The sequence below is a fragment of the Micromonospora sp. WMMB235 genome, from assembly GCF_001855515.1.
Taxonomy (GTDB): domain Bacteria; phylum Actinomycetota; class Actinomycetes; order Mycobacteriales; family Micromonosporaceae; genus Micromonospora; species Micromonospora aurantiaca.
On record NZ_MDRX01000001.1, the window covers coordinates 3,830,530 to 3,844,907 of the forward strand.

The following is a 14,378-nucleotide window of genomic DNA, read 5'->3' on the forward strand; positions in this document are numbered from 1 at the left end:
GTCCTCTGGATCATGGGATGACGACCGGCCATCCGTGGGTGAAGCCGCCCGAGCCATTGTAGAAACCCTCGATCACCAGGCCCTTGTGAGTGCCACGCCACATGCTGGTGCCGGGCACCGGCTTCACATTCTGGAAGGCGCCGGTGATGGCGTTGTCGACCTGGGCCGGCGTCCAGTCGTCGGGGAAGAACGAGCTTTCCCCGCCGTTGCCCTTCTTCGGCTTCCAGGCCCCGTGCGGCGGGTTCAGCGTCGGATCGAAGAACTCCGGTTTGGCGGTGTAGGCCCCGGTCTTGGGATCCTTGACGACACTGCCGGGCTGAAGCCGGCGACCGGGGAAGTCCTCACCGCCGGGCCGGTAGTGGTAGCCCGACCCCTTGGGCATGCCCGGCTTCACGTGGCCGCCCATCACGTGCTCGGTGAAGTGCGGGTTCATCCGGTCGGGCCGGTTACGCGTCTTCGTCCGCTTGAGAAAGCGCAAGGCGGCGCGCATCAACCGGCCGCCTGCTCTACCCCCGCCCATGTCACCTCACCCGTCGACGAGTTTCCAGAGGGCTTCCTGGACGAGGTTGCCGACGATGGTCCGGGCCAGCGCATGGAAGATCGGGATCTCCAGCAGCGAGGCACCGAAGGTGACAGCCGCGGTGGCGATCGCCTGGGCGATCTGGATGGCCAGGACGACCAGTTGCACGATGACGGCGACCTTGAGGGCGAGCACGATCGCGCCGCAGATGATCAGGCCGGTCCCGGTCAGGACGGCGGCGGTGACACCGTCGCGCAGGCTGTCGGCCGGGCTGTCCTCCTTGTTCCACCAGCTCTGGAACGCGGTGATGTCCTGACCGGTGTGCTGGGTCCAGACCGTCGCGGCGCCGGTGTTCGCCTCGGTGACCACGCCGGAGAGGGTGCCGGAGAACCCGATCCAGGCGTTGCCCATCTCGAAGAGTTTGGTCTCGTCCGCCTCGGGCCAGGTGTAGCCGAGGACGCCGAGCAGCGACCGCAGCTCGCCGGGTAGCTCCATGCCCATGCTCAGCCTCCCAGCTTCCGCCGCAGGCCGTCGAGGTTGCGGGTGATGGCCGCCTCGGTCTCGGCGTAGCGGACGGCCATCCTGCCGAGGTCGGCGCCGGCGGCGGCGATCTCGTCGAGCGCGCTGTCGAAGCACTCGAACGCGAACGCGGAGACCTCGTCGTGGGCGGCGCCGATCAGTGAGCCGATGTCGTCGGCCCCCCAGGGACGGCCGAAGCCGGCCAGCTCGGCCCGGAAGGCGGTCAACGCCGCACCGAACCGGGTGGCGACGCCGTCCAGCGCCGACCCGGAGGCACCCAGCCGCTCCGGATCGACCTCGACCGGCATCAGCGCCCGTCCTGGCGGGCGAGCCGGTCCTGGGCCTGCATCAGAGCGTCGGTGAACATGCTGAACTGGCGCCCCGCGTCGGCCTGGATGCGGCGCAGTTGCTCACCGAGCGAGCCCAGGTCGACCTCGCCGGGGGCGGTGGCGGCCTGCTCCCGCAGGTCGGCGAGCGCGGCGTTGACCGCAGCTTCGATCTCCTCGGCGAGGGCCTCGCTGGCCATCCGCATCACACGGGGGTCGAGCGTCAGCCCGGTGACCTGTCCGGGTGGGCCGGCGGTGACCCGGATCAGGCCGTCTGCGGCCTCACCGACGCCTTCCGGCGGTGCCACCTGCTCGCCCGCATCGGTCTGCCGCTGGAGCGCGGCCATGGTTTCGGACAGCACCCGGCCGAAGCCGGACGGGTCGGCGGGATCGGCCATCGAGGAGCTCCTCCGCATTCGAGGTCGCCTCGCATCCTATGCACCGGAGCCGATCCCGGTGGTCCCGCCGGATCGATGTGGACGGTGGCATCCGCCACTCGGGATCGTCACCGTCCGTACACAGCACTCCGGGCCGGCCCGTGGGCCGACCCGGTGGCGTGTGTGCGTCGCGTACTCAGCTCTTGAAGGCGTCCTTGATCTTCTCGCCGGCCTGCTTGAGCTTGGCGCCCGCCTGGTCGTTGCGGCCCTCGGCCTCGAGGCGCTCGTTGTCGGTCGCCCGGCCGACGCCCTCCTTGACCTTGCCCGCGGTGTCCTGGGAAGCGTTGTCGATCTTGTCGTCCAGACCCATGATGACCTCCACTGATGCGGTTGCCTGACGACAACTGGTTACCCCGTCGGCCGTCGGCTCAATCCCCTCACCCGATCGGGCGGAAGCTCCGCAGCCGCAGGCTGTTGCCCACCACGAACACCGACGAGAACGCCATGGCCGCCCCGGCGAGCATCGGGTTGAGCAGTCCGGCCGCCGCCAGCGGCAGCGCCGCGACGTTGTAGGCGAACGCCCAGAACAGGTTGCCCTTGATGATCGCCAGCGTCCGCCGGGAGAGCCGGATGGCGTCCGCGGCGGCCATCAGGTCGCCCCGGACCAGCGTCAGGTCGGCCGCCTCGATGGCCGCGTCCGTGCCGGTGCCCATGGCCAGCCCGAGATCGGCCCGGGCCAGCGCGGCGGCGTCGTTCACCCCGTCGCCGACCATGGCGACCACGCGGCCCTCCCGCTGGAGCCGCTCGACCACGTCGACCTTGTCGGCGGGCAGCACCTCCGCGATCACCTCGTCGATGCCGACCTCGGCCGCCACCGCCTTCGCCACAGTGGTGTTGTCGCCGGTGAGCAGCACCGGCTTCAGGCCCAGCTCACGCAGCCGCGCGACAGCAGCCCGGCTGGTCGGCTTCACCGCGTCGGCCACCGCGAGCACGCCCCGGGCCCGCCCGTCCCAGCCGGCCAGGATCGCCGTCCGCCCGGCGGCCTCCGCGCCGGTCGCGGCCCGCTCGACCTCCTCGGGTACGTCGAGACCCCGCTCCCGCAGCAGCCGGGCCCGGCCGACCACCACGGTCCGGCCGTCGACGGTGCCGGTCACGCCCAGCCCTTCGGCGTTGGCGAACTCGCCGACCGGAGGCAGCGGTCCGGCCTCGGCCGCGGCCTCGGCGACGGCCCGCGCGATCGGGTGCTCGGAGGCGGCCTCCAGCGCGCCGGCCACCCGGAGCAGTTCGTCGGCGTCCTCGCCGTCGGCGGGCAGCACCTCGGCCAGCGCCATCCGGCCGGTGGTGACGGTGCCGGTCTTGTCCAGCACCACTGTGTCGACCCGGCGGGTGGACTCCAGCACCTCCGGCCCCTTGATCAGCACGCCGAGCTGCGCGCCGCGCCCGGTGCCGACGAGCAGCGCGGTCGGGGTGGCCAGGCCGAGCGCGCACGGGCAGGCGATGATCAGGACGGCCACCGCGGCGGTGAACGCGGCGGTCGGCCCGGAGCCGGTGCCGAGCCACCAGCCGAGCGTGCCGGCGGCCAGCGCGATCACGATCGGCACGAAGACGCCGGAGATCCGGTCGGCGAGCCGCTGCACCGCCGCCTTGCCGGTCTGTGCCTGCTCCACGAGTCGCGCCATCTGGGCGAGCTGGGTGTCCCCGCCGACCCGGGTGGCACGGACCACCAGCCGGCCGCCCGCGTTCACCGTGGCACCGACCACGGCGTCGCCCTGGCCCACCTCGACCGGCACCGACTCGCCGGTGAGCATGCTGGCGTCGACTGCGGACGTACCCTCCTCGACCACACCGTCCGTGGCGATCTTCTCGCCGGGCCGGACCACGAACCGGTCCCCGACCGCGAGCCGGCCGACCGGGATCCGGGTCTCCTGCCCGTCGCGCAGCACCGCCACGTCCTTGGCGCCGAGTTCGAGCAGGGCGCGCAGCGCCGACCCGGCGGTGCGCTTGGAGCGCGCCTCGAAGTACCGCCCGGCCAGGATGAACACGGTCACCCCGGCGGCGGCCTCCAGGTAGATGTTGCCGGCACCGTCGCCGCGGGTGATGTCGAGGCTGAACGGGTGCTTCATCCCGGGCATGCCGGCGTCGCCGAGGAACAGCGCCCAGAGCGACCAGCCGAACGCGGCCAGCGTGCCGAGCGAGACGAGCGTGTCCATGGTCGCCGCGCCGTGCCGCAGGTTGATCAGCGCGGCGCGGTGGAACGGCAGCCCGCCCCAGACCACCACCGGGGCGGCCAGGGTGAGCGAGGCCCACTGCCAGTAGTCGAACTGCCAGGCCGGAACCATGGCGAGCACGATCACCGGCAGGGTGAGCACGGCGGAGACCCAGAGCCGGGTACGCGCGGTGCGCAGTTCGTCCACCGGCTCCCCGGCCGCTGCCGCCTCCGCCTGCTCGGGCGGCGGCGGCACCACAGCGGTGTAGCCGGTCTTCTCGACGGTGGCGATCAGGTCGGCCGGCGCGATGTCGTCGGCGTACCGGACGGTGGCCTTCTCGGTGGCGTAGTTCACCGTCGCCTCGACGCCGTCCATCCGGTTGAGCTTCTTCTCGATCCGGGCGGCGCAGGACGCGCAGGTCATCCCGCCGATCGCCAGTTCGATCAGGTTCGGCGCGGTGGGCAGCGCCTTTCCCGTGGCAGTCATCGCGGCACCTCCGGCGCTCAACTGTGCCCGTGACCCGGGGTGCCGTGTCCGGCGTCCGGGGTCGGTGCGGTGGTGGGTGCCGGCGCGGTGGGCACCGGCGCGGTCCGGTCGCCGGCCAGGACGGTGAACTCGGCGGTGTGCACCGCGTCGCCGTGCCGGAAGTCCAGGTAGAGACGGTACGCCCCGGCCGAGGGAACCTCGGCGGCGAACGTGATCGCCGGCCCGGCCGGTGTGCGCCCGTCGCCGGGCGTGCCCTCCGGGTGCACGTGCAGGTACGCCAGGTCGCCCTGCCGCAGCGCCACCAGGTGCCCGTACGCGCCGAGGTAGGGCGCGAGGTCGGTGACCGGCCGCCCGTCACGGCTGACGGAGAGCGTGAGCCGGCTGGTGCGGCCCGGCTCCGGCGTGCCGGTCAGGGTGACCGTGTAGCCGTCGACGGTGGTGCTGGTCGCCGGCGCCGGCAGCGGCCGGGCGGTCAGCTCGCCGGGGACCGTGACGTCCAGGCCGAGGGTCAGCGGCTCGCCGCCTTCGGGGGTGAAGTCGGCGAACGCCCGCCAGACGCCGGGGCCGCCGAGCGGTGAGGCGACCCGCCAGGTGCCGTCGCCGGCCATCTCCGGATGGACGTGCCGGAACCCGGACAGGTCCCGGCGGGCGACGATCAGGTGCATGCGCTTGTCGTGGGCCACCTCGAAGCGGGTGACCGGGGCGCCGTCCGGGCCGGTGATCCGGAAGGCGAACTGCCCGGCCGGGGCGCCGGCGGGCTGGAACGTGTAGCCGCGCTCGGAGACGAGCAGCCCGCCGGGCAGGTGCGCGGAGGCGCCGCCCGCCTGGCTCTCGTCACCGTGGCCGGTGTCGCCGGCCCCGTGGTCGCTGTCGGTGTCGTCGTGTCGGGTCTCGGCGGCCGGGGCGACGGGATCGGTCAGGTTGCCGATCCCGTACGCCGCGCCGAACACCGCCACGAGGCCGAGCGCGAAGCCGCTGAGCTTCGTCGCCGTGTTCATGGTGTCTCCTCGGTTGTCGCGGGTCCGCCGGACCCGTCACACACCGACGAGGTCGTAACCGGCCTCGTCGACCGCCGCGCGGACCGCGTCCACGTCCAGCGGGTTCTGACTGGTGACGGTGACCCGGCCGCCGGCCAGGTCGACCTGGACGTCGGTGACGCCCGGAAGTGCGCTCAGCTCGATGCTCACCGAGTTGACGCAGTGCCCGCAGGTCATGCCGTTCACCTGGTAGGTGGTCTCCATCTCGCCCTCCGATCTGATACCCCCCAGGGGTACGTCCCGAACGTTAGCATACCCCCGAGGGGTACGCTATCCTCGGTTTCATGACCGCGCCGTCCAGCCCGACCCGGGGCTACACCGCCAGCAAGGACCAACTCCTCGCCCGGCTCCGCCGGATCGAGGGCCAGGTCCGTGGCATCGAGAAGATGGTCGAGGACGACCGTTACTGCATCGACGTGCTGACCCAGATCTCGGCCATCCAGGCGGCGCTGGACAAGGTCGGCCTGGGCCTGCTCGACGGCCACGCCCGGCACTGCATGCACGAGGGCGCCGCCGAGGGCCGGGCCGACGAGATGGCGACCGAGATGATGGCCGCCGTCGGGCGCCTGATGAAGCGCGGCTGAGCGGGGACCTCCGGCCCTCAGGACCAGGGCACATCGACCCGTGCCGACGCGCCCGGGCGGACGTACCGTCGAAGTGGCGGGCAGGCCGGACCGGCGGACCCGCGGCGACGGACGGAGGGCGGCCCGATGATGTGGCAGAGCCCGATGATGGGCTGGATGTGGATCTGGTCTCTGCTGGTGCTCGGGGTGCTGGCGGGGCTCGTCTGGGCGGCCGTGCGGTGGACCGGCCCGCAGTATCTGGGCCCGACGACGGCCCGGCGCATCCTGGACGAGCGGTACGCCCGCGGCGAGATCGACGAGGACGAGTACCGGCGGCGCCGGGCGGGCCTGGCCTGACCCGAGCGGGGCGCGCGTCACCGGTCGCGCCGCCCGGGAGCGGCCGGCCGGGCTGCCTACCATGGCCGGGCGACGACCCGGACGTGGTCGACACGTCCGCGCCGGCCGGGTGACCAGACCGGTCCGGCGGACCAGGCGTCGCCGCGACCGTTGGGAGAGACGCCATGGGTGCCGACCACACCCGCCCCGCACCCGCCGCGCCGCCGGGCGTACGACGGCTGCTCGTCGCCGTGGTGGTGCCGCTGTTCGCGCTCACAGTGATCGCGGCGCTGGTGCTCTGGCCCGGGCAGGACCGGGAGCCGGTCGGCGGCGCTGACGTCCCCCGCTACCACGGCACCGTGACCCGGGTGGTCACCGAGCCCTGCCCACCGACCCCGGAGGCCCCGGAGGGCGGGGGTGGCCCCTGCGGCACGGTGACGGTCACCGCCGAGCAGGGCCCGGACGCGGGCCGGCAGGTCGAGACGCCGATCCCGGCCGGGCCGGGCGCACCCCGGGTCGCGGTCGGCGACGAGGTCGTCCTGGTCGAGCTGACCGACCCGGCCGACCCGGCGGTGAAGTCCTACAACATCGCCGAGCACCAGCGCGGCACGCCGCTGATCTGGCTGATGGTGCTGTTCGCCGCCGCGATCGTGGCGTTCGGCCGGTGGCGCGGGCTCGCCGCGCTCGGCGGCCTGGTGGCCAGCTTCGCCATCCTCCTCGGCTTCGTGCTGCCGGGCATCGGCGCCGGCCAGCCGCCGCTGCTGGTCGCGATCGTGGGCGCCGCGTTGATCATGTTCGTGGTGCTCTACCTGACCCACGGGATCACCGCGCAGACGTCGGTCGCGGTGCTCGGCACGCTCGGCAGCCTGGTGGTCACCGGCGTGCTCGGCCTGCTCGCCACGTCCGCCACCCACCTGACCGGCTTCGGCAGCGAGGACGCCACCACGCTGTCCATGTTCCAGGGCGACGTGGACCTGCACGGGCTGCTGCTGGCCGGCATCATCATCGGCTCGCTGGGCGTGCTGGACGACGTCACAGTCACCCAGGCGGCCACCGTCACCGAACTGGCGCACGCCAACCCCGGACTGTCCCGGCGGCAGCTCTACCGGGCGGCGACCCGGGTCGGCCGGGCCCACATCGCATCCACCGTCAACACCATCGTGCTGGCGTACGCGGGCGCCTCGCTGCCGCTGCTGCTCCTCCTGGTTGCCGACTCCCGCCCGGTGAGTGAGATCCTCACCAGCGAGTTCCTCGCCCAGGAGATCGTCCGCAGCGCGGTGGCGACGCTCGGCCTGATCGCCGCCGTACCGCTGACGACCGGACTGGCCGCGATCGTGACCACCGCCGGGCGGCGCTCGCGCGGCGCGGAGCCGGCGCCACCCGCGGCCCGGCCGCCGGCCGGACGCGACGACGCGCTGGAGGCCCTGGGCGGCGGGAAGAGTACGGAGGCCGCATGGTGACACTCCGCAGCGTGACCATCGATTTCAAACGCGACGCTGGTCACGGTGCGCCACGGCGAAATCTCGCTATTGGTCGGCTTCCGGACGTAGATCCTCAGGAGTGCTGTCAGGTAACCTCGCTGCCGGTCACCGCCGAAGGCGCGCACCGGCGCCAGCGGTGCCGCCGCCCAATCGCCTGCGGGCGAACCGGGGAACCAGGTACATGGGGTGAATCCGCGACAGCGGTAGGGGCCACTTCCGTCCCGAACCCGTCAGCTAACCCGGTCGGCGGCCGACGGAAGGGAACACTGTGACGGCACCCCTGCGCCGCTGGCTGACACCCGTGGTGGCCGTGCTGGCCTCGCTGGCCGTGCTGGCCGGGCCGACCCCGGCGACCGCGGCCCCCACCGCGGCGGCCCCCGGCAACCCCTCGGGACACGAGGAGGACGGCGAACCGCCGCTCATCACCGAGGCGATCGACGCCGCCAACCGGGCCTTCCTCCAGGCCAAGGCGAAGCTCGCCAAGTCCCAGGACCGCCAGCGGCGGCTGGCGGCCGAGGTGAAGACGGCACAGGCCGAGCTCGAAGCGCTCAGCCCGCAGGTCAACCAGCTCGCTGCCCAGTCCTACCGGACCGGCCGGATGGGCGCGATGGCCATGCTGCTGGAGAGCAACTCACCCGACTCGTTCGTCCGCCGGGTCAACGCCCTGGACGAGCTGAACCTCCTCAACGCGCAGCGCCTGGCCGCCATCAACGCGGTCAAGACCCGCGCCGAGCAGGCCAAGATCGCGCTCGACGCCGAGGTGCGCGAGCAGGAGAAGCAGAAGAACGCGATGGAGCGCGAGAAGGTGCAGGCCGAGCGCGCGCTGAAGCTCGTCGGCGGTCTCGGCTTCACCGGCGGCCTGGTCTCCGCCACCTCACCGGTCGCCAAGATCGGCCCCGGCCGCACCGCCGACGGCGGGTGGAAGGCGGAGTCGTGCAGCGAGGACGACCCGACCACCTCGGGCTGCGTCACGCCGCGCACGCTGCACGCGTACAAGGAGGTCCGGCGCGCGGGCTTCAAGCGCTTCGTGGGCTGCTACCGGCCCGGCGGGCCGTGGGAGCACCCCAAGGGCAAGGCGTGCGACTGGTCGCTCCAGAACAGCGGCTTCGCGCCCTGGCACAACAACGACACCCGCCGGTACGGCAACGAGGTGGCCGCCTTCCTCATCCGCAACGCCGACCGGCTGGGCATCTACTACGTCATCTGGAACCGGCAGATCTGGTTCCCGGCCACCGGCTGGAGTTCGTACAGCGGACCCTCGAACCACACCGACCACGTCCACATGTCGATGCTCTGACCCGGACATCACGAAAAAGGGGCCGCCCTCGGGCGGCCCCTTTTTCGTCGTCCGTGCGTATCAGCCGGCCAGCGCCGGGTCGGCGGGCGCGGCCGGGGCGGGCAGCGGGGCCGGGGCCTGCGCCACGGTCCGCACCTCGCCACCGGCGAGCCGGTACGACATGCCCACCACCGTGCACCGCCCGGCGGCCACCCGCTCGGCCAGCACGGCGGACCGGGCCAGCAGCGTCTCCACGGTCTGCGCGATGTGGACGTCGACGATGCCGTCGAGGTCCTCGACCCCCTGGCGGGCGGCGCGCAACAGGCTCGGCGAGACCGCGTCCACCACAGCGCCCAGGTGCCCGGCCGGGGCGGCGCCGGTCCGGACCCCCTCCCGGGCGGCCTGGACCGCGCCGCAGGAGTCGTGCCCGAGCACCACCACGAGCGGGGTGCCCAGCACGGTGACGGCGTACTCGACGCTGCCGAGCACCTCCGGCCCGGCGGTGTGCCCGGCGGTACGTACCACGAAGAGGTCACCGAGACCGCGGTCGAAGATGATCTCGGCGGCGAGCCGCGAGTCGGAGCAGCCGACGATCACCGCGAACGGGTGCTGGCCGTCGGCCACAGCCGCCCGGTGCCCGGCGTCCTGATTCGGATGCTGCGGGACGCCCGTGACGAACCGGTGATTACCGGCACGCAGTTCGGTCAGTGCCTGCTCCGGGGTGCTCGGCGTCATGTCCCTCACCTCGTCTACCTGGGGAACCACCAGGCCGAACGGCCTCGCGACCCACGGTCACACGCACCTGGGGGCACGTCAAGATTCGTGATACGCATTTCATACTTTCCCGTCGGCGCCCCGCCCCGGACCGCGCCGATTCGGCAGGTGGCGGACGTGGCCATAGCATGACCACCATGGCGACCACACCAGTTGAGGACGGGAGCCGCCGTAACTGGACCTTCCTCACCAACCACGGCCACGTGCTGCTGGCGATCGCGCGCAACCCCACCGCCCGGCTGCGGGACGTGGCCGACGAGGTGGGCGTGACCGAACGGGCGGCCCAGGCCATCGTCGCCGACCTGGAGGCCGGGGGCTACCTGCGTCGTACGCGGGTGGGACGGCGCAACGAGTACACGATCAACCCGAAGGGCCGCTTCCGGCACCCGGCCGAGGCCGACCAGCAGGTCGGCGCGCTACTGGCCCTGTTCGCCGCCGAGTCGGCCGGGGACGCTGCCGCCGACGGGTGACCCGGGCCGGCACCACATGTGCCCGCGCGGGCGGGCGAGGCGGGTAATCTCACCGCGTGCGCGACAGCTTGCGGCCGGGCGCGACCACGGGACGCGTCCGGGCCGGACACCGGATCAGGTCCGTCCTCTCCGGAGCGGCGGTGACCGCCCTGCTCGGCGGCGCGCTGGCGGTGCCCGCGCCCGCGCAGGCCGCCCCGAAGTGCGGCCCGGCCGGCGGCCCCGCGCCCACCGAGGTGCCGTGGGCGCTGAGCCGCCTCGACCCGGCCGCCGCGTGGCGGATCGGCAAGGGTACGGGGGTCACCGTCGCGGTGATCGACTCCGGGGTCTCGCCCGCCCATCCCCTGCTACGCGGGCGGGTGCTGCCGGGTGAGGACTTCAACCAGCTCGTCCGCCTCAAGGGGCAGTGCGACCTGGTCGGCCACGGCACCATGGTCGCGGGCATCATCGCCGGCCGGGAGGGCACCGGCTCGCCCTACACCGGCATCGCGCCGGAGGCGAAGATCCTGCCGCTGCGGGTGCTGGCCGAGAACAAGGAGAACTTCGACCCGGACGTGCCGGCCGAGATCGGCAAGGCGATCCGCTGGGCTGTCGACCACGACGCCGACGTGATCAACCTGTCCCTGGTCACGCTCGACGACCCGGCGCTGAAGTCCGCGGTGCAGTACGCGCTCAGTAAGGACGTGGTAGTCGTCGCCTCCGCCGGCAACCGGCAGGAGAACCGGGAGGACCGGCCGGCCTATCCGGCGGCGTACGACGGTGTCGTCGCCGTCGCCGGGATCGACGAGCAGGGCGGGCACGTCGGCAGCTCGGTCAGCGGGGACTATGTGGACATCGCCGGCCCCGGCCTGAACATCGTCGGGCCCGCTCCGCAGGGATCGGGCTACCGGGCCGAGCCGCAGGGCGGGACGAGCTTCGCCACCGCGTACGTCTCCGGGGTGGCCGCGCTGGTGCGGGCCGCACACCCGGACATCAGCGCCGACGAGGTCGCCTACCGGCTGACCCGTACCGCCGACAACCCGCCCGACGGGCACAACGCCGAGGTCGGCTTCGGGATGGTCAACCCGTACCGGGCGGTCACCAGCCTGCTGGGCACCCGGGAGGACCCGCCGCTGGGCGCGATGCCGCCACCGGCGCCGCCCGCCGACCCGCTGGCCTGGCAGCGCACCGTCGCGATCTGGGTCGCTGTCGTCGGCGCGCTGCTGGCCGGCGTCCTGCTGACGTTGCGCCCCATCCTGGTACGCGGACGGCGGCGCGGGTGGCGTCCCGGCCGCCGCGACGTCCCGCAGGACGCCTGACAACACACGACGGCTCCGCCCGGCACGAGCCGGAGCGGAGCCGCTGTGGACCGGTCGGGGGTCAGTTGCCCCAGACCTTGGAGTTGCTCATCTCCGTGGTCATGTAGTTCTCGCGCGCGATGCCCACGGCACCGCCGATCTCGTTCAGGACCTTGTTGATGTCCCGCACGGCGGCGTCCCACTGGGCCTGGTGCTGCTGGTAGGCGGCCCGGTCCTGGCCCTCCCACTCGAGCTTGGTCAGCATCGCCCGCAGCGTGTCGAGCTTCTCGTCGATGGTCCGCGAGATGGCCTGCATCTGCTGGTTGCTGCTCTCCAGAACAGCGTAATCAACCTTGATGCTCATCGATTCCTCCTCTGCCTGTCTTCGCGGATCACGGGTTGAGAGCAGCGTGGAACTTGTCCAGCATCTGCTGCTGCTCTTCGTCGTTGACCTGGTGCGTGGTGCCGGACTTGTCGAGCAGGTCCGCGATGTTGTCCATCGCGGTCAGCAGCTTCGTAGTGTCCTCGTTCCAGCGAGTCATCAGGCTCTGGAAGCCCGTGGACGCCTGGCCCTTCCAGGCCATCGCCAGGTCGTCGACCACGTTCCACAGCTTCTTGAGCTCGCCGTCGACGTCGCTGCGCGTGGACCGCACGTCACTCGCGGCGGTGTGCAGAGTCGCTGCACTGACCTCGAACGCCATGCTTCACACCCTTCCGTCATCTTGTGGCGGCGGTTCCGCCGCGCCCTCCCCCGCGGCAAGGCGTACACACCCCACCGACGGACACTTCATCCGAACCGTAGCGGACGATGTCCAACCCGCGCAGCCCTGCCGTCCCATGGTCGTATTCCGACATCCCACTGTCGACAGACGCGATCCGCGGCCCTCAGTACGAGGTGGACGGTCGAGGCCGAGGTCACGACCGCTCGCGCGAGGATTTGACGATCGTCGACACGCCGAAGACCAGCACCGCGACCAGCAGCACCACCACGGCCCACAGCATCGGCTTCTCGAAAGCGCGCTGGAACGACAGCACCAGCAGTGCCGCGCAGGTGCTCAGCGACACCACCTCGGCGGCCCGCCGCAGCCGCGCCGAGCGGGTCAGCGCGGCGAACAGCATCAGGACCACGAAGACCGGAATGGTCAGCAGGACGTACAGCAACAACGAGAAGAGCAGGGTTTCCATGCGTCGCTCCCGTCACCCGTAGAACTTGGCGTCCCGCACCCAGTCGATCTTGATGTCCTTGATGTCCGGGTCCGAGCCGGTCGGCGCCCAGCCGGGGCGGGAGTCCGCGGTGAAGGTGAACCGGTTGTCGGTGTGGAAGGCGGCCAGCAGCGCGTGCAGCAGCGCGCTGATCTCACCGAAGACCAGGACCAGGACGGCGGCGGTGGCGGTCAGACCGACGATGCCGATGGCCTGCGCCAGCGCGGTGGTGGCGGGGAAGAACTGGAGCGCGATCGAGGCGATCACCGCGACCAGGATCGGCATGAGCGCCTGGGCCAGGCCGGAGATCGCGTCGTTGTACGCGTCCCGGGCCGCGGTGAGCGTGTCCCGGTTGGCGGCGAACGCCTCGGCCAACGAGTTGATCTCCGCCCCGAGCTTGCGGAGGAACAGGTCGAACGCGTCCCGGTCGTCGAAGTCCCACTCCGCCGCGTCCGGCGGAACCGCCGCCATGGCCGCGCCGAACTGGTCCGCGCCGAGCAGGCGGGCCGCCTCGTCCCACTTCTTGATCGACTCGTTGACCTGCTGGTTGTCGAACGACTCCAGGTAGAGGATCGCGCCGATCAACGCCGCCGAGGCGACGATCCAGACCAGGTTGCCCTTGGCGACGGCCGCCGCCGACCGGACCGGAGCCGTGGTCTCGGCGACCGTCACGGTGCCGGTCACCGTCCCCGAGGCGTTGGCGATGAGGATCTCCGGCGGCATCAGGCGTCCTTCCCGTGGCGGGCCCGGCCGGTCACTTGACCACCCAGGGCTGATCCGACCTCTCCCAGTTCTTCGCGCTCTGTTCGAGCTGCGCGGCGGCCTTGCGCAGATGCTCCACGCCGGTGCGGACGTTGTCCAGGTGCCCGTCCACAGCCGCGTTGTGCCGCTCGACCGCGCCGGTGCCGAACCAGCTCAGCGCGCCGCTGGGCAGCTTCACCTCGCCCAGCAACGTCTCGACGTTGCGGAGGTATTGGATCGGGCCGTCCGGGGCGTCGAGCATCCGGCCCGCCTTCCGGATCGCGTCGACGTCGACCGTGTTCGGCATCGTCGGCCTTCCTCTCGCTCAGCGCCGCAGGTTGCGGGTCGGGTCGGACACGTCCACCCCGAACTGACGGAACCAGTCCTCCGGGGTCAGCGTGCCGTCCTGCGCACGGCGGACCATCTCGGAGTCGCCGAGCATCTCGCTCAGCATCTCGCGCTGCCGCTCCTCGAAGGCCGCGTAGGCCGCGTCGATCGCCGCCTGCATCGCCTCGGACAGGGAGAAGCTGTCCAGCCGCATCGCCCGCGCGTTCAGCTCGATGTCGCCGACCTTCATGCCGCCGTCGACAGTCACCCGCACCAGCCCGTCCGGGCTCTCCCCGGTCACCCGCAGCTCGGCGCGCTGCCGCTGGAGATCGGCCAGCCGGCGCTGCTGTTCCTGCGCCTGCCGCAGCAGGCCCTCCATGGCCGCACCGAAACCCGACGGGCTGCTCACGTGCGCGCCCCTCTCCACTCGCGACGATCGATCGGGCCGACGCTACCGGACC

At 72.3% G+C, this 14,378-nt stretch carries 21 protein-coding genes and 1 riboswitch; of the genes, 6 read left to right on the top strand and 15 right to left on the bottom strand.

All coding sequences use genetic code 11. The annotated features are described in order from the left end of the window. Positions 1 to 10 precede the first annotated feature (10 nt). The 8 genes from BFV98_RS16430 to BFV98_RS16465 form a co-directional block, all read right to left on the bottom strand. On the bottom strand, positions 11 to 490 hold the full coding sequence (locus BFV98_RS16430; RefSeq protein WP_071096987.1) for an EndoU domain-containing protein: 480 nt from the start codon (positions 488 to 490) through the stop codon (positions 11 to 13). Between the two features lie 36 nt (positions 491 to 526). Continuing rightward, positions 527 to 1,021: a hypothetical protein gene (locus BFV98_RS16435; protein WP_013283787.1), complete on the bottom strand. Its 495-nt coding sequence runs from the start codon at positions 1,019 to 1,021 to the stop codon at positions 527 to 529. Between the two features lie 2 nt (positions 1,022 to 1,023). Further along, positions 1,024 to 1,347, bottom strand: a complete 324-nt coding sequence (locus BFV98_RS16440) for a hypothetical protein (RefSeq protein ID WP_013473788.1) — start codon at positions 1,345 to 1,347, stop codon at positions 1,024 to 1,026. Continuing rightward, positions 1,347 to 1,763: a YbaB/EbfC family nucleoid-associated protein gene (locus BFV98_RS16445; protein ID WP_013283785.1), complete on the bottom strand. Its 417-nt coding sequence runs from the start codon at positions 1,761 to 1,763 to the stop codon at positions 1,347 to 1,349. The genes BFV98_RS16440 and BFV98_RS16445 overlap by 1 nt, the downstream gene beginning before the upstream one ends. A 175-nt stretch (positions 1,764 to 1,938) precedes the next feature. Continuing rightward, positions 1,939 to 2,112: a CsbD family protein gene (locus tag BFV98_RS16450; RefSeq protein WP_013283784.1), complete on the bottom strand. Its 174-nt coding sequence runs from the start codon at positions 2,110 to 2,112 to the stop codon at positions 1,939 to 1,941. Between the two features lie 67 nt (positions 2,113 to 2,179). Further along, positions 2,180 to 4,435 (bottom strand): cation-translocating P-type ATPase, encoded by a 2,256-nt coding sequence (locus tag BFV98_RS16455; protein WP_013283783.1) that lies wholly within the window; start codon positions 4,433 to 4,435, stop codon positions 2,180 to 2,182. 17 nt (positions 4,436 to 4,452) lie between these two features. After that, a complete protein-coding gene (locus BFV98_RS16460; RefSeq protein ID WP_071096989.1) occupies positions 4,453 to 5,433 on the bottom strand; it encodes a hypothetical protein in 981 nt (326 codons plus the stop codon). Positions 5,434 to 5,469: 36 nt separating this feature from the next. Further along, a complete protein-coding gene (locus BFV98_RS16465) occupies positions 5,470 to 5,676 on the bottom strand; it encodes a heavy-metal-associated domain-containing protein (RefSeq protein ID WP_071096991.1) in 207 nt (68 codons plus the stop codon). A gap of 80 nt (positions 5,677 to 5,756) precedes the next feature. Between BFV98_RS16465 and BFV98_RS16470 the strand changes: the two genes are divergently transcribed. The 4 genes from BFV98_RS16470 to BFV98_RS16485 all read left to right on the top strand — a co-directional run bounded on the left by BFV98_RS16470 (position 5,757) and on the right by BFV98_RS16485 (position 9,149). Next, positions 5,757 to 6,056: a metal-sensitive transcriptional regulator gene (locus BFV98_RS16470; protein WP_013283780.1), complete on the top strand. Its 300-nt coding sequence runs from the start codon at positions 5,757 to 5,759 to the stop codon at positions 6,054 to 6,056. A 126-nt stretch (positions 6,057 to 6,182) separates the two neighbouring features. Further along, positions 6,183 to 6,392, top strand: coding sequence for an SHOCT domain-containing protein (locus BFV98_RS16475; RefSeq protein WP_013283779.1), 210 nt, complete (start codon positions 6,183 to 6,185; stop codon positions 6,390 to 6,392). Positions 6,393 to 6,556: 164 nt separating this feature from the next. Continuing rightward, on the top strand, positions 6,557 to 7,831 hold the full coding sequence (locus tag BFV98_RS16480; protein WP_013283778.1) for a YibE/F family protein: 1,275 nt from the start codon (positions 6,557 to 6,559) through the stop codon (positions 7,829 to 7,831). 154 nt (positions 7,832 to 7,985) lie between these two features. Next, positions 7,986 to 8,117: riboswitch (cyclic di-AMP (ydaO/yuaA leader) on the top strand. A gap of 3 nt (positions 8,118 to 8,120) precedes the next feature. Beyond that, a complete protein-coding gene (locus BFV98_RS16485) occupies positions 8,121 to 9,149 on the top strand; it encodes a hypothetical protein (RefSeq protein WP_013283777.1) in 1,029 nt (342 codons plus the stop codon). Positions 9,150 to 9,209: 60 nt separating this feature from the next. Here the strand turns inward: BFV98_RS16485 and BFV98_RS16490 are convergent, their stop codons facing one another. Further along, positions 9,210 to 9,863 carry a carbonic anhydrase gene (locus tag BFV98_RS16490; RefSeq protein WP_013283776.1) on the bottom strand — a complete coding sequence of 218 codons (654 nt, stop codon included), beginning with the start codon at positions 9,861 to 9,863 and terminating at the stop codon, positions 9,210 to 9,212. 167 nt (positions 9,864 to 10,030) lie between these two features. On the opposite strand from BFV98_RS16490, the gene BFV98_RS16495 reads away from it, so the two are divergent. Both BFV98_RS16495 and mycP read left to right on the top strand, forming a co-directional pair. Continuing rightward, positions 10,031 to 10,372 carry a helix-turn-helix domain-containing protein gene (locus BFV98_RS16495; protein ID WP_013283775.1) on the top strand — a complete coding sequence of 114 codons (342 nt, stop codon included), beginning with the start codon at positions 10,031 to 10,033 and terminating at the stop codon, positions 10,370 to 10,372. 56 nt (positions 10,373 to 10,428) lie between these two features. Then, entirely contained in the window at positions 10,429 to 11,667 is a 1,239-nt protein-coding gene (mycP, locus tag BFV98_RS16500) for a type VII secretion-associated serine protease mycosin (RefSeq protein ID WP_255368137.1), read from the top strand. Between the two features lie 61 nt (positions 11,668 to 11,728). On the opposite strand, the gene BFV98_RS16505 is transcribed toward mycP, so the two are convergent. The 6 genes from BFV98_RS16505 to BFV98_RS16530 form a co-directional block, all read right to left on the bottom strand. Next, complete coding sequence (locus BFV98_RS16505) at positions 11,729 to 12,010, bottom strand: WXG100 family type VII secretion target (protein WP_013283773.1); 282 nt, start codon at positions 12,008 to 12,010, stop codon at positions 11,729 to 11,731. A 28-nt stretch (positions 12,011 to 12,038) separates the two neighbouring features. Beyond that, positions 12,039 to 12,347, bottom strand: coding sequence for a WXG100 family type VII secretion target (locus BFV98_RS16510; RefSeq protein ID WP_013283772.1), 309 nt, complete (start codon positions 12,345 to 12,347; stop codon positions 12,039 to 12,041). Positions 12,348 to 12,561: 214 nt separating this feature from the next. Continuing rightward, positions 12,562 to 12,831 carry a hypothetical protein gene (locus BFV98_RS16515; RefSeq protein ID WP_013283771.1) on the bottom strand — a complete coding sequence of 90 codons (270 nt, stop codon included), beginning with the start codon at positions 12,829 to 12,831 and terminating at the stop codon, positions 12,562 to 12,564. Between the two features lie 12 nt (positions 12,832 to 12,843). Further along, positions 12,844 to 13,572 carry a hypothetical protein gene (locus BFV98_RS16520; protein WP_013283770.1) on the bottom strand — a complete coding sequence of 243 codons (729 nt, stop codon included), beginning with the start codon at positions 13,570 to 13,572 and terminating at the stop codon, positions 12,844 to 12,846. Between the two features lie 31 nt (positions 13,573 to 13,603). After that, positions 13,604 to 13,897 (bottom strand): hypothetical protein, encoded by a 294-nt coding sequence (locus BFV98_RS16525; RefSeq protein ID WP_013283769.1) that lies wholly within the window; start codon positions 13,895 to 13,897, stop codon positions 13,604 to 13,606. An 18-nt stretch (positions 13,898 to 13,915) separates the two neighbouring features. Next, entirely contained in the window at positions 13,916 to 14,326 is a 411-nt protein-coding gene (locus tag BFV98_RS16530) for a YbaB/EbfC family nucleoid-associated protein (protein ID WP_013283768.1), read from the bottom strand. Positions 14,327 to 14,378 lie beyond the last annotated feature (52 nt).